This window comes from Wolbachia endosymbiont of Ctenocephalides felis wCfeJ (assembly GCF_012277315.1).
GTDB lineage: Bacteria > Pseudomonadota > Alphaproteobacteria > Rickettsiales > Anaplasmataceae > Wolbachia.
In genome coordinates, this window is record NZ_CP051157.1 from 435,258 (window position 1) to 454,292 (window position 19,035).

At 34.5% G+C, this 19,035-nt stretch carries 17 protein-coding genes; 12 read left to right on the top strand and 5 right to left on the bottom strand.

Annotated features, from left to right (window positions below; translation table 11 throughout):
* Positions 1-678, top strand: coding sequence for a hypothetical protein (locus HF196_RS02075; protein WP_168455605.1), 678 nt, complete (start codon positions 1-3; stop codon positions 676-678).
* Positions 679-858: 180 nt separating this feature from the next.
* Entirely contained in the window at positions 859-4,491 is a 3,633-nt protein-coding gene (locus tag HF196_RS02080; protein WP_246198596.1) for a DEAD/DEAH box helicase, read from the top strand.
* A 90-nt stretch (positions 4,492-4,581) separates the two neighbouring features.
* On the opposite strand, the gene HF196_RS02085 is transcribed toward HF196_RS02080, so the two are convergent.
* Both HF196_RS02085 and HF196_RS05990 read right to left on the bottom strand, forming a co-directional pair.
* Entirely contained in the window at positions 4,582-4,866 is a 285-nt protein-coding gene (locus tag HF196_RS02085; protein ID WP_168455606.1) for a hypothetical protein, read from the bottom strand.
* On the bottom strand, positions 4,817-4,948 hold the full coding sequence (locus tag HF196_RS05990; protein WP_256359382.1) for a hypothetical protein: 132 nt from the start codon (positions 4,946-4,948) through the stop codon (positions 4,817-4,819). The genes HF196_RS02085 and HF196_RS05990 overlap by 50 nt, the downstream gene beginning before the upstream one ends.
* Before the next feature lie 595 nt (positions 4,949-5,543).
* Between HF196_RS05990 and HF196_RS02090 the strand changes: the two genes are divergently transcribed.
* Genes HF196_RS02090 through ccmE form a run of 8 tightly spaced genes read left to right on the top strand, consistent with a single transcriptional unit; the run spans position 5,544 to position 12,521 of the window.
* Positions 5,544-6,131 carry an NADH-quinone oxidoreductase subunit J gene (locus HF196_RS02090; RefSeq protein ID WP_168455607.1) on the top strand — a complete coding sequence of 196 codons (588 nt, stop codon included), beginning with the start codon at positions 5,544-5,546 and terminating at the stop codon, positions 6,129-6,131.
* The gene (gene nuoK, locus HF196_RS02095) at positions 6,122-6,430 is read left to right on the top strand and encodes an NADH-quinone oxidoreductase subunit NuoK (RefSeq protein ID WP_168455608.1); all 309 of its coding nucleotides are present in this window, start codon (positions 6,122-6,124) and stop codon (positions 6,428-6,430) included. Before HF196_RS02090 ends, nuoK begins: the two co-directional genes overlap by 10 nt.
* Before the next feature lie 4 nt (positions 6,431-6,434).
* The gene (gene nuoL / locus HF196_RS02100) at positions 6,435-8,291 is read left to right on the top strand and encodes an NADH-quinone oxidoreductase subunit L (protein WP_168455609.1); all 1,857 of its coding nucleotides are present in this window, start codon (positions 6,435-6,437) and stop codon (positions 8,289-8,291) included.
* A gap of 3 nt (positions 8,292-8,294) precedes the next feature.
* Positions 8,295-9,737 (top strand): complex I subunit 4 family protein, encoded by a 1,443-nt coding sequence (locus tag HF196_RS02105; RefSeq protein ID WP_168455610.1) that lies wholly within the window; start codon positions 8,295-8,297, stop codon positions 9,735-9,737.
* Complete coding sequence (locus HF196_RS02110; protein WP_168455611.1) at positions 9,734-11,128, top strand: NADH-quinone oxidoreductase subunit N; 1,395 nt, start codon at positions 9,734-9,736, stop codon at positions 11,126-11,128. Before HF196_RS02105 ends, HF196_RS02110 begins: the two co-directional genes overlap by 4 nt.
* Before the next feature lies 1 nt (position 11,129).
* Positions 11,130-12,011 carry a biotin--[acetyl-CoA-carboxylase] ligase gene (locus HF196_RS02115; RefSeq protein WP_168455612.1) on the top strand — a complete coding sequence of 294 codons (882 nt, stop codon included), beginning with the start codon at positions 11,130-11,132 and terminating at the stop codon, positions 12,009-12,011.
* The gene (locus tag HF196_RS02120) at positions 12,008-12,145 is read left to right on the top strand and encodes a CcmD-like small membrane protein (RefSeq protein WP_168455613.1); all 138 of its coding nucleotides are present in this window, start codon (positions 12,008-12,010) and stop codon (positions 12,143-12,145) included. Before HF196_RS02115 ends, HF196_RS02120 begins: the two co-directional genes overlap by 4 nt.
* Positions 12,129-12,521 carry a cytochrome c maturation protein CcmE gene (ccmE, locus tag HF196_RS02125; RefSeq protein WP_168455614.1) on the top strand — a complete coding sequence of 131 codons (393 nt, stop codon included), beginning with the start codon at positions 12,129-12,131 and terminating at the stop codon, positions 12,519-12,521. The genes HF196_RS02120 and ccmE overlap by 17 nt, the downstream gene beginning before the upstream one ends.
* Positions 12,522-12,690: 169 nt before the next feature.
* On the opposite strand, the gene glmS is transcribed toward ccmE, so the two are convergent.
* Both glmS and yajC read right to left on the bottom strand, forming a co-directional pair.
* Positions 12,691-14,511: a glutamine--fructose-6-phosphate transaminase (isomerizing) gene (glmS, locus tag HF196_RS02130; RefSeq protein WP_168455615.1), complete on the bottom strand. Its 1,821-nt coding sequence runs from the start codon at positions 14,509-14,511 to the stop codon at positions 12,691-12,693.
* A gap of 15 nt (positions 14,512-14,526) precedes the next feature.
* Positions 14,527-14,970, bottom strand: coding sequence for a preprotein translocase subunit YajC (yajC, locus tag HF196_RS02135; RefSeq protein ID WP_168455616.1), 444 nt, complete (start codon positions 14,968-14,970; stop codon positions 14,527-14,529).
* 296 nt (positions 14,971-15,266) lie between these two features.
* On the opposite strand from yajC, the gene mtaB reads away from it, so the two are divergent.
* Both mtaB and HF196_RS02145 read left to right on the top strand, forming a co-directional pair.
* Positions 15,267-16,502, top strand: coding sequence for a tRNA (N(6)-L-threonylcarbamoyladenosine(37)-C(2))-methylthiotransferase MtaB (gene mtaB, locus HF196_RS02140; RefSeq protein ID WP_168455617.1), 1,236 nt, complete (start codon positions 15,267-15,269; stop codon positions 16,500-16,502).
* Positions 16,503-16,554: 52 nt separating this feature from the next.
* Positions 16,555-17,355, top strand: coding sequence for a P44/Msp2 family outer membrane protein (locus tag HF196_RS02145; RefSeq protein WP_168455618.1), 801 nt, complete (start codon positions 16,555-16,557; stop codon positions 17,353-17,355).
* Here the strand turns inward: HF196_RS02145 and HF196_RS02150 are convergent.
* Positions 17,352-18,890 (bottom strand): type II secretion system protein GspD, encoded by a 1,539-nt coding sequence (locus HF196_RS02150; RefSeq protein ID WP_168455619.1) that lies wholly within the window; start codon positions 18,888-18,890, stop codon positions 17,352-17,354. The two genes, HF196_RS02145 and HF196_RS02150, sit on opposite strands and share 4 nt — an antisense overlap.
* Between the last annotated feature and the right edge of the window lie 145 nt (positions 18,891-19,035).

The window sequence follows — 19,035 nt, forward strand, 5'->3', positions numbered from 1 at the left end:
ATGTTTTCAGGTTTCTTCAGCAGAAATTTCAATAGTTCAAATTCAAAAGAAACAGAAGTTAATTCTGTAAAAGAAATAGCTGCTTCTGTAGAAACTATAGATATTGATGAGGGCTTTGAGGAAATTGATATTTCAGAAACAGAAGAAAGATTTTTTGAATGTAAAGAAACACAAGAGGAATTAGAAGCATTAAATTCGTCACTTGATTCTCAATCACAAAATAGAACTATTTCTTACGCTCTGGAGCCGTTGCTTTACGTTGCAAAATATGGAGCCAAAGTACTGTCAGCAACAACAGTGGTTGCATCGTATACTTTAGATGGTGCCTCATACGTTATGGCCGGAATGTCTTACATTCCTCATGGCACATCAAAGGTGCTTGAGAAGATTAAGGCGGAAAAAGATAAAGATGCAGTAGAGTACAAAATCATTACTACTTCTCAGCACTTGCTGGATCTTACATCAGGTGCTATATATACCGCCTCTTATATACCATACGGTGCTGGAAAAGTCTTGTATAAAATATCTGATGCAGCAGACTGGGTAGACTCATCCTTATCTCCGAAAAAAGTAGAGCAGATTTGTACTGAATCTGATTTATTTATAGAGAGTTTGTCTAGCAAACTCAAAGAAATAAGAACAGAAAGTTTTTTACAAGCTACTTTAGCAATAGCTTAAAACAAAAAAACATAAGGTAATTGCCTACTTAAGCAGTAGAGTATATTTCCTAATTTAGGTGTTCATTGCTTTTACTCCCTACTCATTATAATTATAGTAGTTTGTGTTTTGTATTTAGATGAAATCATCTAGTAACTTATCTAGGTTAAAATATCAGTAAGTTAAAATATCAGGGTGTCTATGTATGGAAGAACATTGTGGGGTAAGAAGTGGCTTCAATGTCTTGGTGGAGCTTACTGCAGTAACCGATTACAACGTGGTAAAACCTATGCCAATGATGGAAGGGTTTCTAGTATTAAAATTAATGGCAATGTAATCATAGCTGCAGTTCGTGGTTCTGGTCAGTCATATAGGGTTAAAGTTATACTAAGAGAATTCAATGCCTCAGAAAAACGTATTATTCATCAAATTATCAAAACTTCACCTGCCATATTGTCTCGACTAATAAACAGACGATTACCAAGCAGCTTGCTTGACAAAATCGATGATCTTGGTATTAAGTTGTTTCCTTCAAGCTGGGAAGAAATAAAAACAATTAGCTTGTTTGACAAGCTTAATAATTTTTGCACTAAATTGTTTTCTTTGAAATGGAAAGAAGTAAGAACGATCGATTTTTCTGATAAGCTTAATAATCTTGGTATTGAATTATTTACTTCAAAGCGGAAAGAAGTAAGCGCAAAGTGCAACTGTCCTGATGGGGTTGTACCTTGTAAGCACATTGCTGCTGTAATCTATCTTATTGCTAAAAAGATTGATAAAAATCCTTTATTGGTTTTTAGCATTCGCAATTGTGATTTACTAGCATTCATTGACGATTTTTGGGGTGAGAAATTAAGAAATGTTCAAAAAGTCTCAACAATTGATAATACACTTAAGCCACTTGATCAAGTCACTTCTGATCAAACAATTTTAGATAATATTAATTTTTCAACTATCCCCGATCTTGCTAATTACATTTATGGTATCTTAACAAGCGATCCGCTTTTTTTTGAGCAAGATTTTTATAGCATTTTAAAAACAGCTTACAAGCATTGGAAAAGATATCCTGTTGGAAATCAGTCTTTTAAGGAAGAAGAACTATTCATTGCAAGATGGGGAAACATTGAAAATTGGCAAACATTTCAACTATTTGTTAGTGATCGTTATCAGTTAACTCAGGTAAGTAATGGCATAAATAAGTTATTTATAGACGATGACAATTTACCGAAAAATTTAGCACAATTTTTAAATGATATTCCCAGTTCGTTACTCCACAAGCTTAATCCTGAACTTCGCTTCATGCATATGATTTCACGGTTTGCACGTATGCTCATGAAAAAGTCAGCACTAATACCACAAATACTACAAAACAAAAGGGGAGAAATTATAATTAGGTGGGTTCCTGCTTTATTTAATGAATCGGTCAAAGAATTTCATAGAAAAATATCATCTATGTGTCCACCTCTCTTAGTTCAATATCAAGAGATTCCTATAGAGCCTGAAGAACAAGTAAATGTTGCTACTTCTCTTATCCTTTTAGGATATATAACAGATAATTTTCCTAAATCATTTGATGAGTATAAATACGCGAGCGTCTTCACATTGTTTTTTACTGGCAAATATCAAAAGTTTCATGGATCAATCGACGAAGAAAAGTCGCAAATAATTAATGTTTGGTTGTCACACCTTTACTTAACAGATAAGCCATATAAATTTCATTTAATTGTACGTGATCATTACGACAGGTTTGAACTTGACATACAAATATCTTTGGACGGTATAGAGTTGCCTATGAAACTAGATAAGGCACTTCCTAATCAAAACGAAGAATTAAGGCTGAGTATTTTATCCGGTCTTGCATTCTTGCTTGAGCATATGCCAGAATTAGAAGAATCAATCGACAATAATAGTACATTATTTCTATACTTAGATAGCTTCTCATCAGTGTTTACAGACACTTTGCCAATATTAAGAGAGATTGGCATTGTAGTTGTTTTACCAGAATCCTTGCAAAAAGCCTCCAAGCATCAATTCAGTCTTAATTTGTCTACTCAAGATAAAATAAAAGAAGAAGATGATGACGAAATTTCCATGATGTTTGAAGACATATTAAAGTTTGATTGGAGAGTAGCAATAGGTGATAAGGAATTTAGTGTTTCAGAGTTTAAGAAACTACTCAAGCACTCTCGAAAACTTGTGCGTATTGCGGACCAGTATGTACTTCTAGATGAAAAACGGGCGGAAGATTTACTCAAGAGACTTGATAGGCTACCTAATTCTCTCAATCGAGCAGAATTCATGCAAGCTGTTTTAACAGGTGAGTTGGATAAAGCTAAAATAGTGTTTGACCAGCAGCTTACAGACTTGTCCAATAAACTTAATATTTATACACCTGTAACTACACCGAACAATCTGATAGCACAATTACGCCCATATCAAGAACGCGGATTTAGCTGGCTTGTACAGAACATAGAAAATAGGTTTGGTAGTATAATTGCCGATGATATGGGTCTTGGTAAGACTATACAAGTTATTGCAGCAATTTTATATTGTAAGAATGCAGGGTTTTTAGATCAAGGTGGAGTATTAATAGTAACTCCAACAAGCATCTTAAGCAATTGGCAACGGGAGGTAGAACGTTTTGCACCAGGATTAAAGCTTTTAATTTATCATGGGCAAGATCGAGAATTAACAAGTGGTTATGATGTAGTCCTAACATCCTATGGTCTTACATATCGTGATAAGAAAGAACTTAACGAAGTAAGATGGTTTATGCTTGTAATTGATGAAGCACAGAACATAAAAAATCCTCATAGTGAACAAACTAAAGCAGTTAAAGCTATAAAAGCAAGATGTAGAATAGCTATGAGTGGTACACCTGTTGAGAATAGATTGTTAGAGTATTGGAGTATTTTTGATTTTACTAATAGGTCTTATCTAGGTAGTGCTACCCAGTTTAAGACCAATTTTGCTATACCAATTGAAAAAGAGAGAGATAAATCTTGCCTAGAAAGGTTCATGAAAATAACCAGCCCTTTTATTTTACGTAGACTTAAGAGCGACAAGAGCATCATTAAGGATTTACCAGATAAGATTGAGAATAATCGATATTGTTTTCTCACTCCAGAACAAACAGCTCTTTACCAAGAGGTAGTGAATACAACTATGAAAAAGATAGAAGGAAGTAAAGGAATTGAACGTAAGGGACTCATTTTAAAACTCATCAATTCTTTAAAACAAATTTGTAATCATCCGTCGCATTTTGGGAAGAAAAAGCATGCGAGCATTGAGCAATCAGGAAAAATGCAGATGCTGGAAGAAATCCTAATAGGAATTAACGAACTTGCAGAGGAATCACTAATATTTACCCAATATACTGCGATGGGTGAAATTATGACTAGGCTACTTGAAGAAAGGTTTAATTCAACAATACCATTTTTACATGGAGGCCTACCCCTGAAAGCACGAGATGAAATGGTAAGTGATTTTCAAAACTCATTTCAGTCAAATATTCTCATAGTATCATTAAAAGCGGGTGGAACAGGGCTTAATTTAACAGCAGCAAATCATGTAATACATTACGATTTATGGTGGAATCCCGCAGTGGAAGCACAAGCAACAGACAGAGCGTACCGCATCGGGCAAGAGCGTAATGTTATGGTGTACAGGCTACTTTCAACAGGTACTTTTGAAGAGCGTATTGATGAGATGATCCAAAGCAAAAAAGAGTTAGCAAATTTAACTATAAGTAGTGGTGAGAATTGGATTACAGAATTTAACAACGATCAATTGAAAGATTTGGTCAATATAAGAACCTGTTTAAAATCCTCGTAGTATAGTAATTTCTCAAATGAAGGATAGACATCCGCTGTGGCATTACCAACTTAAAGTTGTAAGTCATTTAAGATTGCAATCCTATTGTATCTATTCAGGGGAGTGGCTTAAGACACAATAGATAAATGAAAATAAGAAATCTCTTATTTTCGATTCTATGTAAAAATGAAAATAAGGCTTATCTATTTGCTTGAATAAATATAAGAGACCTCTTATTTTCGATTTTGCGTAAAAATGAAAATAAGGCTGGATTTCAGCGTCACGCGCTGGAATGACAGAGTTGTGGGTTCTAGCGTTACACGTTGTAATGACAGGATCGTGGATGTCACCCGAATGGCCCAGCGATGTCATCCAAGTAGTCTTTTTTTCTGTCATCCCAGTACTTGATACTGGGATCCATTCTTTTTTCACTGGATTCCAGCGTCACGCGCTGGAATGACAGGGCTGTGTATGTCATCCCAGTGCCCTTTTTTTGTCATCCCAGTACTTGATACTGGGATCTAGTTTAGTAATAAATATTTAAGAAATTTACTAAATGGAGAAAAAGGCAAAAGAAGTCCTGATCGGTATTTATTTTCAGTATTGGCGTTTTTATGCTTTAAACGCTGCAATTTAGCTGCTTTTAAACGCAACTAGTCTAAGCTATAATATTTAAGAAATTTACCAGACAGGAAGAAAAGACAATAAAACCCCGAGGTAGCTAGTTATTCCACTCTCTATTTTAAAATCCGGCGTTGGGTGATGTCTTAAACGACTTATAAGCGCGTTTCAGCTTGTATGGGCAAAAACCCGAAGTTTTAAAAAGACATGCAGTGCACATAGTGCGAAAAATTAAACAATAGTACGCCAAATACAAGTTCTCTTGTCATTTTAACCTGTACAGATTGGGAAGTTAAACAAATAGCTTCAGCCACATGATAAGCGAACTTTTTGGAACTGTCAAGAGGTTTTTGCGTTTCTATTGAATTCAACATACTACTATGCAAGAAGTCTATTGACTTGACAGCAATAGTTACTTTAAATTAGTAACTATTGCTGCGATTAAAATACTGATGCCTTTTTTCTTTTATTTTTTTGCAATTCTCAGCATCTTATCTGCTGCTTGCATGATCAGTGTAAGAAACCCTGTCCATGCAGTGTTGTTTTTAATTTTCACCTTTGTTAACTCTGCAGTGCTTTTTGTTCTCCTTGGGGCTGAATTTATTGCTATGATGGTGCTGATAGTATACATTGGTGCAGTTGCGGTGTTATTCCTCTTTGTAGTGATGATGCTTGATATTGACTACGTAAAGTTACATAAGGGGTTTGTAAAGCATTTAACTCTTAGCGCTATATTGTGCGTTGTATTTTTTCTAATTATCAGCTTTGTAATCCGCAGCTCAGCGCTTGATATAAGCAATGTTATAAACTATAACGCCAACAACGTGAAAGCCATCGGTAATTTGCTCTATACTGACTACATGTACGCTTTTCACCTTTCTGGTATTCTGCTACTTGTTGCAATCGTAGGTGCAATTGCCCTTACTTTGCAGGACAAGAAAAAGGAAATTAAGAGACAGAATGTATTAAAGCAATTGACGCAATCCTCATCTGTAAAGTTGGTCAAAGCTGAATTTGGAAAAGGAGTAGAATGGAAATAGGATTAAATCATTTTTTGGTAGTTGCTGCTATTTTATTCACTATCGGAGTGTGTGGTATTTTCATCAATCGCAGGAGCATAATCAACATATTATTGTCAGTAGAGGTATTATTACTGGCAATTAACATCAACCTGGTCGCTTTTTCTGCTTTTATGAATGATATAGTTGGGCAAATCTTTGTTATGTTTGTATTGACTGTTGCAGCAGCGGAATCTGGAGTAGGGCTTGCAATATTAGTTGTATATTACAGAAGCCGCGGCAATATAGATGTTGAACGAGCGAACTTAATGAAAGAATGAAGATATGATGAATATACTAAAACTAATAGTGTTTTTGCCACTTTTTGGTTCATTGTTTGCGGCATTTTTTAGGAGGGATATTTTTAGTCAGTTAATTACAACTGTAGGGGTTGGAATATCTTCAATTCTATCCTGGTACGTTTTCCTCACTTTCTCTGAAAATTATCATTTAAGTTTATTTCCTCTACTTTCATTAAGTATATTAAAAGTAGATTGGGCAATTAGTGTAGATGCTCTTTCATCTTTAATGCTAATTGTTGTTACCACTGTTTCACTAGTGGTTCACCTCTATTCTATTGGCTATATGGAATGTGATAAGGGAAAATCAAGGTTTTTTTCTTACTTATCGCTGTTCACGTTTTGCATGATTGTGCTGGTTATGAGCGACAATTTTGTACAACTTTTTTTTGGTTGGGAAGGAGTTGGCCTATGCTCTTATTTGCTTATAGGGTTTTGGTTTCAAAAATATTCTGCAAATAATGCAGCATTTAAAGCATTCGTTGTAAACAGAGTAGGAGATTTTGCGCTATTAATTGGAATTTTTCTTATTTATTACACATTTCATTCTTTGAAATTCTCTGAAATTTTTGATACAGCTGATCTTCTTGGTACACAGAACATTAAGGTATTCTGTTGTGAATTTAAAATAATTCATATAATATGCATATTACTTTTTGTCGGCTGTATGGGAAAGTCCGCTCAGCTTGGCCTGCATATTTGGTTGCCAGATGCAATGGAAGGGCCAACCCCTGTTTCCGCACTTATTCATGCAGCAACGATGGTAACAGCAGGTATATTTTTAGTAGCAAAATGTTCTCCACTGTTTGAGCTATCAAGTGTAGCCAGAGAATTGATAGTTATTGTTGGTACACTTACTGCTTTTTTTGCAGCTACAGTTGCAATTACTCAGAATGATATAAAGAAAATAATTGCTTATTCAACCTGCAGCCAACTTGGTTATATGTTCATCGCATGTGGCCTTTCTGCTTACAATATTGCTATTTTTCATTTAATGACACATGCTTTTTTTAAAGCTTTATTATTCCTTGGTGCAGGCAATGTGATTTACACAATGCATCACGAACAAAATATTCAGAAAATGGGAAATTGTTGGAAGAAGATTCCTTATACTTATACTCTCATGTGGATTGGGTCTCTTGCCCTTTCTGGAATATTTCCTTTTGCGGGTTTTTATTCAAAGGATTTAATAATTGAACATGCTCATGGCGCGGATAACTTTGCTTTTGTGGTAAGCTTAGTTGTTGCATTCTTTACAGCATTTTACTCTTGGAGGTTATTACTTCTTGCGTTTCACAGCCAAAAACAAAGTAAAATTAATATACAGGAAGCACCAAAAACCATGCTTATACCACTATTAATACTTGCTTTTGGGTCGGTGTTTTCTGGAATATGGGGAGCAAATGCTTTGAATATAACTAGTAATGTGTTTTGGAAGTCAAGCCTAGTAGTTGCAAATGAGCATGAAGCCCATAATTTCTTTATCAAATTACTGCCGACTTTGGTAAGTATAGGTGGAATAATACTTGCGTACTTAATCTACTATTATCAAACAATCAAACAAATTAAAAGTAAGTTTTTACTTAAATTTCTGCAGAATAAATGGTACTTTGATGAGATATATGAACTTTTTATAGTGGTACCAATGGGATTTATATCTAAGCTTCTGTGGAAGTGTGATGTCAAGGCTATTGATTCATTTGGACCAAACGGTGTTGTAAGGTTGGTTAGTGAATGCTCAAAAAGTTCTATAAAGTTACAAACTGGCTATATATTTGATTACGTGTTTATTATGTTTGTTACTTTAATAATTGGTGCTTTGTATATTATTGGAATTAAATAGAAAGTGTTGTTACTTAGTATATTCTTGCTTCCACTAATAGGGGCGTTGATTTTATCTCTAATTAAGGTCAATCATAAATCGATATACCTAAAACTTCTTGCCTTGTTTTTTACCGTACTTCCATTTTTGCTTAGCATTGTAACTTGTATAGAATTCGATAATAACAACATAGATCTCCAATTTGTCAGCTATCCAATGAAAAATGTTGGAATAGGGGTAGATGGTATATCGCTACCTTTCCTTCTACTCACAACTTTCTTATTTGTTATTTGTATACTCTACAATTGCAAAATGAGTTATACGACTCTCAAGCCATATATGGCACTATTTTTGCTGCTCGAGAGCTTTGTCATAGGTTTCTTTATTTCACTGAATGCCATAAGCTTTTATGTATTCTTTGAAGCTGTTTTAGTACCAATGTTCTTCATTATTGGTATCTGGGGAGGAAAGCAAAGGATATATGCAGCATTCAAATTGTTTCTCTATACGCTTGCCGGTTCATTGTTGTTTTTGCTTGGACTAGTGTACATCTATAATATTTTTGGAACATTTGATATACAAAAATTAGCCACGTTAATGCCAAGTCTTGATTTTGGAGTGCAGTCATTGTTGTGGATTGCATTTTTTGTCTCTTTTGCAATAAAGGTACCGATGTTTCCGTTCCACACTTGGCTTCCCGATGCGCATGTGCAATCGCCAACTTCTGGATCTGTAATTTTAGCCGGCTTGCTGATTAAAATGGGGGGATATGGGTTTTTAAGATTCTCTATTCCAATGCTTCCTCAGGCAAGTTTTTATTTTTCAAATTTCGTTGTCGTGTTAAGTGCAATTGCAATAATATATGCTTCATTAGTTGCTTTTGCTCAGGACGATATAAAGAAGCTAATAGCTTATTCTTCAATAGCACACATGGGAATCGTTACTGCTGGCCTTTTTTCGTTTTATGAAGAGGGAGTACTTGGTGCTATATTTCAAATGATTAGCCACGGCCTTATTTCTGCTGCTTTATTTTTATGCGTTGGGATGCTATATACTCGAACTGGAACTTTGGAAATTGCAAAGTATTTTGGCATAGCAAACACGATGCCAAAATTTGGCTTTATGTTCATTTTATTTTCAATGGCCTCGATCGGACTACCTGGAACATCTGGGTTTATAGGAGAGTTCTTGGCTATGATTGGAATGTTTAAGAGCATAAGGTTTTTTACAGGATTTATAACACTTGGCACTATTTTGAGTGCAGTGTATATGCTGAATTTATGTAAAAAAACAATATGGGGGGTTAGTTATTCTAATTTGCTGAATAACCGCTTGGATAGCATGGAATTTTCTGTCTTAACTGTGCTTGCAGTGTTTGTTATTTTGCTTGGATTTTATCCAACTTTTGTACTGAGTTATTTAAAGCCGTGTATGGCAAGTTTATTAGTTAAATATAATACTCTATGAGTTATATACAGGTGTTGCCAGAAACATTTTCCATTGTTTCCTCATTAGTATTGTTGCTACTTGGAATTGTGTTCAACCGCCGTACTATTAACTTATTAGCACTGGGCTGCACAGTGATCACCTTGATTGCTTTAGTTCTCTTAGCAGAAAATAATGAAGTTTTCTTCTTTAATTCATTGTTAAAACTCAACTTGTATATCCGATCATCCCAAGGATTGGTCCTTATCGTGGGAATTCTAGTACTTTTACTGCTGAACTTATCAAAATATGACTATAAATATGAATTTTCAATACTGATTCTTTTTGCGTTGTTTGGCATGATGACTCTAGTTTCAGCAAATAGTTTAATTTCTTTTTATTTAGCTTTTGAACTTATGAGCATACCTCTATATGTTCTTGCAAGCTTTAATAAAGATTCAGTCTACTCATGCGAAGCAGGAGTGAAATATTTTACGCTTAGTGCATTATCCTCCTGTATTATGCTATACGGAATGTCACTAATTTATGGGTACACAGGACAAATTGATTTTTCTCAGTTAAGTTTATTTGTAAAGAACCACCAGGTAACCTATGGAATAGTTTTTGGGTTGGTTTTTATTCTCATTGGCTTGTGTTTCAAGCTTGCTGTTGTTCCTTTTCATATGTGGGCTCCAGATGTTTATCAAGGTGCACCTACCATAGTGACTGCGTTTTTTTCTACTGCTCCAAAAGCTGCGCTTGTAACATTTTTAATTAGACTGATGAATGAGGAATTAGTAAATGTTGAAAATTATGTTCAACCTGCTCTTTTATATATTTCAGCACTCTCTGTGCTTATCTCAGCTTTGGGGGCTTTACGCCAAAAAAATCTAAAAAGGCTGCTTGCTTACAGTTCAATTGGTCATGTTGGCTTCATGTTGGCTTCGCTTTCTATCTTTACACGGACAGGCACAGATAGTGCCTTGATGTATTTGGCAATATATATTGTCACAAACATAGGATTGTTTTCATATTTCGTGCAAATTGATGATGATGATTGCAATGTTACCAGTTTGTCTGGTGTTGGAAAAAAACACCCAATTTTAGCTTTTCATCTTTCTATACTATTGTTCTCAATGGCTGGAATACCTCCACTTGCAGGTTTTTTCACTAAGCTGTTTATATTTAAAGGTTTAATAAATTCGGGCTTTACCAGTCTATCTTTGATCCTTGTAGTAGCAAGTGTTATATCATGTTACTACTATCTAAATATCATAAAAGCTATGTATTTTGATAAGGCTAGTGGAGATAAAATTACTTACTCTAAGGGGCTACTCATTATCAGCTCAGTGGCTTCCTTAATCAATATTACTCTTTTTATATATGTAGAAGATTTATACTCGTTAATTCATTTAGTAACTAAAGGGTTATAAAGTGATTCCTGAAACATTCGAGGGCTTTCATATTTATCATTACAAAGAAGTTTCTAGCACTAATAGGGAAGCGTTGGACTTAATTGATAAAGGAGTATCAAATGAAACTGTTATTATTGCAGATAAGCAAACAAATGGTAGAGGTTGCACTGGAAAAAGCTGGGTTTCTCCGGAAGGTAATTTTTATGTGAGTTTGATAGTAAATCTCTTTAACGATTATTCAAGTGAAAGCCAGTTTTCGGTGTCATTCGAGCACACGACGCTTGAATCTAGAAAAAAAGAAAAATGGATCCCAGTGTCTGCTACTCAGATGATATCAGATGGCACTGAGATGACGGCAAAGGGGTTGGTGAATAAAATTGCAGATGTCAGCAAATTAACAGAATTGACTTTTGTTACTGCTCTTGCCGTTGGCAACACATTACTATCATTTGTGAATGATCTAAACCTCCAATATAAATGGCCAAATGATGTCTTTGTTGATGGTAAGAAAATAAGTGGAATATTGCTTGAGAAGAAGTCTAATACAAATTGGCTAGTTATAGGAGTTGGGATTAATATTAGTCACGCGCCACTTCCAGGAGCAGCGTGTATTAGCAGTTACAGTGAGCCTGTATCTAACACAGATCTGTTAAAAAAGTTAATAACAAATTTTAATAAACTAAGAAAACAGTGGATATTTGATGGGTTTCACGCTATAAGAGAAATGTGGCTGGAAAGAGCACTCAAAATGAATGAACAAATCAGCGTAAGGTTGGCTGGCAAATTGAATGATGGGATTTTTATTGATATAGATACAAGTGGTAGATTAGTATTGCAGCAAAAAGACGGAAGCTTGATTTATTTTAATGCCGGTGAGTTATTTATTGGTAATACATTATGAATACATATGTAATTTTTGCTTACCTTATTGGTTTTGCGCTGATTGTTGGAGAGTTGATCTTTACCATTTCCCGCTATATTAAAAGTAAAGAAATTCTAGAAAGTCTAAAAGATAACAATGAAGAAGAAACATAAGCGATTACTTATAGCCTCAGTAATTTTCTTCTTTTTAAATTGTATAGCTTTTCTTATCTTAACAACACTCAAAGAAAATATCTCATTTTTTTATACAGTAAGTGAAGCAATAATTTTACCAGATAAGCAAAAGCCAATCCGCGTTGGTGGAATGGTTGTTGAAAATAGTATAATACATAACGAAAATGAAGTGATTTTTCAGATGACAGATTTTAACAAAAGCGTTGTGGTAAAGTATCAAGGAATACTTCCTCCGATGTTTTCAGAAAAAAGTGGTATCGTTGTGCAAGGTAAAATGTTCGACAATGGGATCTTTTTGGCAGATACGGTGTTTGCAAAACATGATGAGAATTATATGCCAAAAGTTTCGAAGTAGAATTTCTTAATCTATCTATAGCTAATATAGGTTAGATTGTCCTACATCGTATGGTATCTTAGAAAGACCCAAATGGAAACAAAATCGATCTTTTTCGTAGTAAAATCTTCTCTTGCAGCGAAATTAGTGTGTTTTTCATACCTTCTTTTCTTAACTTGACGTGCATGTTTCACTCAACGGTAACAGACTTAGCTAAATTCCTTGGACAATCAGCATCTAATCCTTTTTTTACTGCAGTAGAATAAGCAAGGAATTGCATAGCAATACTGTAGATGATTGGAGAGATAAAACTATCAACGTCTGGAAGTTGTACCACATCTGCACATACCCCTCTTAAGAATGGCAATCCCTCTCTGTTGCTAAAAGCAATCACGTTGCCTTTTCTTGCGATAATTTCTTGTATGTTGGATAGTGTTTTAAAAAATAGACTGTCATATGGAATAATTGCTATGACAAGCACAGATGAATCTATCAAAGCAATTGAACCGTGTTTCATCTCTCCTGCCGCAATGCCGATGGTATTAATGTATGAAAGCTCCTTTACCTTCAATGCACCTTCCATTGCAACTCCATATGAGCTTCCTCTGCCGATTAAAATAATGCTGCTGTACCCTAGTATACTGTCTGATACATGTTTCACTTTCACCATATTTAAAACACGTTCAACATATTCGGGAATAGAGTTGATAGCATCGTTTAGTTGCTTTATCCTCTCTTTACTCAATGTACCTTTTATTTTTGCAAGCTCCAAGGTAAAGCATGCTAAAACCGCAAGCTGTGCAGAAAAGGTTTTTGTTGAAGCAACACCAATTTCCGGTCCAGCAAGAGTATGTAACACAATATCTGAGATTTTTTCAATACTGCTATTAAATGTGTTAGTTATGCTAATGATTGTTTGCTTTTGCGATTTTCCATATCGTAGTGCTTCCATGGTATCTGCAGTCTCGCCAGATTGAGATATAAATAGCCCAAAGCTTCCCTCTTCTAGCTTTACGTTGCTATATCTGAATTCTGATGAGATTTCCAAATATACTCGAACTTGGGCAACACTTTCCAACCAATATTTTGCTATTAGTCCAGCAAAATAAGATGATCCACATCCAACTATGGTGATATGACTAAGCTTAGAAAATAACTTTTTATTGGCAGATACTACCTCTTTATATTCTTTATAAAATTGATTTATTGTTTTATTTAATGTACAAGGCTGCTCAAAAATTTCTTTTAGCATGAAGCTAGAGAAACCTTTTTTACTGACTAAAAAATTGCTCGGACTGTTGCTTTCTATGCTGCGTTCAACTCGTGTACCATTATTATATACAGTAACTTCTCTAGACTTTATCACTGCAATGTCACCATCTTTCAGATGAGATATTTTTTCTACCAATGCGCTTAAAGCATTGGAATCAGATGTAACAAGTACAGTATTGCAGTTATAACCTATTGCTAAAGGTAGATTTCTTTTTGCAACAAATAAAGTATCTGGGTATTCTGCAAATAATAAAACTAAAGCAAACGAGCCATGCAAATTGTTTAAACACTTAAGTAGAGAATCAACAGGCGATAGCCCCTCGTTAAGATACATAGTTAGCATATTCGGTATGACTTCTGTGTCAGTGTCAGTATGAAACTGCATTCCCCTTTCTTCTAAGCTCTTTTTTAGCAAATTGTAATTCTCGATTATGCCATTATGAGCAACAACAACATTACTTGCATAAATAGGGTGAGCATTCTTAAGACCTGGAACCCCATGTGTAGCCCAGCGAGTATGCGCTATGCCAATTGTGCTGTTAGACATTTCGCTGTTGTCAACAACTTCACATAACCTTTCAACTCTACCTTCTGATTTTTTAACTTCTATCTTGCCTTCACCATTTACAATTGCTATTCCTGAAGAATCATATCCTCTATATTCCAATCTACGCAACCCGGCCAGCAAAGTCGGTATTATCGAATCACCATCACTGACTGCAGCAAATATTCCACACACAACCGAGTTTTAGAATTACGAAGCATTTTTATCTTTATCGCCTTGTCCCTTTTTACTTTTACCTGGCTGACCTTTATTTTTTTTGTTTTCCTTCTCAATTTTACCCTTTTCAGTTGGTTTAGCTACTGTCTTTTGAGTTTCCTTGTTTAAAACTTCAGATATAGCAGATTTTAGCACTTTTACCTCTACTTTCGGTGCTATTTCTATCACAAACTGTGCATTTACTTCGTCAATTTTGCTAACTTCACCTATTATTCCACCAGAGGTGATGACAGTATCACCACGTCTTATCTGATCTATCACCTTTCTATGTTCTTTCAATCTTTTTTGATTTGGACGAATAATAAAAAAATAAAATACTATAACTATTAAAATCAATGGAATAAAATTGGCAAAGGATGCACCAACACTTGCTGTATTGCTAGCTGCATCTGCTGCAAAAACTTCAGGAATGAACATATTTAATCCTAATTATTAACAATAGACTTAAGTAAACCTGTTTAAATATTAATTACAACATCACTTCGTGTCAAGTTTGATGAAAGCATTACATGCAAAAAGCTTCTTGTATTAAGGCTGTCTTGAATAAGCTATTGTACTTTACTAATTGTATTAACCTATATCAAACAAAACAAAATCTGTGAAGTTAGGAGGATGAAAACGTAAAGTTGCTGCTTGCTATGATTAAGAGGCTTAATGACTTTACTTGAGTGTTTGATATAATAATTAAATTATAAAATCGATTGAAGTCTAGCATGAATGAAGTAGTGACATTTGGTTGTCGTCTAAATTTTTACGAAAGCGAGTTAATCAAGGAAGCACTAAAAAAAGCAGAGAGAGAAAATGTTGTTGTAGTGCACAGTTGTGCAGTAACAAATGAAGCAGAACGCCAGGTGAAACAAAAAATACGTAAGATTCATAAAAATGATCCAAGTAAAGAAATTATTGTAGTTGGCTGTGCCGTTCAATTAGATCCTAAATCGTACAGCAACATTCCTGGTGTAAGCAAAGTGCTGGGCAATCAAGATAAGCTAAAGACTGAAAATTATTTGCTAAATAATAACAAAATATTGGTCAGTGATAATCAAGCAAGCAAATCAGAACCTATTTTAATTAATAAGCTTGAAGACAAATCAAGAGCATTTATTGAAGTCCAAAATGGCTGTAATCATAGCTGCACATTTTGCTCAATTACTGAAGCAAGAGGAAACAACCGATCCGTCCCAATAAACAATATTATAGAGCAAATCAAGGTTTTCGTAGCAAATGGTTACCAAGAAGTAGTGTTTACAGGTGTTGATATTACTGATTTTGGTACAGATTTGTTTGGCAAACCTTCACTTGGTTCAATGATCAGAAGAGTTTTAAGGGATGTACCAGAATTGAAGAGGCTTAGGCTTTCTTCCATTGATGTTGCTGAAATCGACGATGAATTGATGGGTTTAATAGTTAACGAATCAAGATTTATGCCACATTTACACTTAAGTTTACAATCTGGTAATAATTTAATCCTAAAAAGGATGAAGCGTCGTCATAGCAGAGAACAAGTGGTAGAATTTTGTCATAAGGTAAAGAGTTTGAGACCTGATATAGCGTTCGGTGCTGACATTATTGCTGGATTTCCAACGGAAACTGACGAAATGTTTCAAGATACTGTTAAGCTACTAAAGGAAGCGAATATAGTTTACCTACATGCTTTCCCATATTCAAAGCGAAAGAACACGCCTGCTGCGCGAATGCCACAAGTACCAGAGAATATCCGTAAAGAACGGGTAAAAAACTTAAGAGAAATAAATAGAGAAATGATGAATAACTTTTATCGGTCTTTAATAGGTACTGAACAAAGTGTTCTAGTTGAGCAAAATAATATCGGCAGGGCAGAAAATTTTGCACTAATAAAGCTTTCATCAGAGGTTCAGGCTAAAAGCATTGTAAAAGCTAACGCTATAGGAATGAAAAGTGGTTATTTAATTGGAAGTATTCTTTCTTGATTTTTTAATATAAGAGAAATGTATAGTAATATTATAAGTTGTAAGTTTATTCATGATTAGAAAATCCGTTGTTTTCGGTGCGTTGCTAATCCTGCATGTTAGCTTTTTCTCTGCTCAGGCTAATGTAGGTGATGAACAATTTGTTGAAGATTTAATATTTGCAGATGAATCTATGTGCCATAAATCTAGAAAATATGATGAAAAAGAGGTTACATCAGTAAAAAGCAAAAGACTTGATTTTTATGTTAGCGCTAATAGTGGCAAGATATACCATGATAACTCAGGAGCATTTGTAAGCGGCATAACAGCGATTGGAGAAAGATGCCTAACTTTAGTTGGAACCCGTTATGGTGTTATAGTAAAAAATATAGTAGCAGATGAAATTGAAAGCGTAAAAAAGTTTGATGGTAAAGTTGATTTTCAGTGGCTTAATAGCATATCTTTAGGTTACTACGCTGGAGAAAATGGCCGAATTGATTTTGAAGTTATATATTCCAAAATTGATATTAAAAGCGGTGATACCTTTCTAATATTTGATAGATCAGCTAGCGTATTTGCATTTTTGTTCAATGCTTACTATAACCCCAGTATTCAATATACAAAAATTACTCCGTATATTAGTCTTGGTATAGGCCCAACAGTTTTTAGATTAAGAAAGATTAATGGATCGCCACAAAATTTAATGCCACTTAATGTTCCTTGGTTTGCCTATCAATTGAAACTTGGTGTTGATTATCCAATAATTCCAGAGATCAAGTCCTCCCTCGGTTACCGTTACCTCAGTATTCCAATACCTATTGCAGACGATATATCAACCCATAGTATTGAGGTTGGTTTGACATTTAATTTTTAGTAACGATTTATATATAAATTCTCATCTTTTTTATCTAATAAACCAAATGTTGGTACAATCGTTGCTTTTAAAAAGATGACAGTTTCTACTGTCCTCACGTTATCTGCCAGCCTTTTTGACTTTTGATGCGATATAGCTTTAAAGCTTTGCTTATCTTCTCTATGCTCTATCAGTCCGCCAATTACCATAACTTCACCGCTCTTAATTTTTAACATAGAGTTCATTTCTCTGATTTCAATAATTGGAATGTTGCTATTTAACTTTGTTTTACTCTGCTGCGCTATGTACTCTATATGTGGATCTTTGGTGTAGCCATTAATTCTTGATAAAGTTGGGTGTACATCCATGAATATCTCACTGGTATCAATATTAATGCTTGGATGGATTATTAATACCACACCTATTGGAACGCTATTTATCCTAGTAACTAAGAACTGATAGGGATTTTTAGAGTCTTTTTGTACATCGGAAGTAAAATAAACATAATTTTTAGTAAATGAAATCATTGCTTGCTGATTATTTATGGCATGTACTCTAGGACTTGATATAACAGTTGAAGTGCCAAATTTGTCCAAGCTTTTTACTAAATTTCCTAGGTCATTCGCACCAAAGTTCATTGCTAGATTAACAATAGAGTTATCTTGACTTATTGCAGATTTGGTGCAATCACGTAAATCATTTAAGTTGATACCAGAAAGGTATTTGTCATCTAGCACGACTTCAACTATTTTTGCCTCTATCATTACCTGAGAGGACGCTAACTGCTTAACTTTATTAACATATTCTTCAACAGCATTGTGGATGCTTTTCCTAGCATTCAAAATAATAACACCAGCTTCTCTATTAGATGAAAGAAATTCTCCATCATTTACCCCGTTAACATCCATTATTGCATTCAAGCCCTTTTCCAATGAATTCCACAAATCACTGCTATATTGAGATTTCATAACACTATTGTAATCCTTATCAGCATTGCCTCCATCGCTACTAGTAATGTTGTTATTAACGACAAAGCTACTTTGAGCAGAGTGTTGAATATTAACAAAGTCCACATAATAATTTTGTGCATACGGTAAATCTTGCTCAATTCTAATTACACCATTACTTATTGAGTAACGTAGTTTGGCACTCTCAGCTATGCTCTGAATTACTTCATTTATATTTTTATCTTTTAGCTTTAAAATAATATTACCGGATATTTTTGGGTCTATATCCAAGTTAATGTCAGAAAGTGTCCCTATCTCAATTAGTAAATCCTTTACTGGCACTTCTTCGCTAATATTGATCGAAATAAGCTGACTACTGGCTGTTAGATCGGGAAACTTTACGGGCAAGGGCACAATTTCTGGTACTACTGGTTCGTTATTTTCCACAAGAGACATTCTATCTTTACATTGCTTTATTGGATGTCCGTGCTCGCTTATATCATGATAATCTTTGTCGTCTGTTTTGGTAAGGTCCTTATTATCTCCATGAGTAGGTACGTGCGTGTAAGCAACGATAAAAAGGAGCATTAAGCATCTAAAAATAGCCATTAGAAAAAAGCATACAAAACCACTCTAATAGATTTCTATAAAAATATTAAAAATGTATTTAATTTTGTTTTCATCTGGCAAATTCATTACATTTAAAACTACATATTTGTAGTTCTAAAGCTCTGGAATTCTCATCTATAAAGGT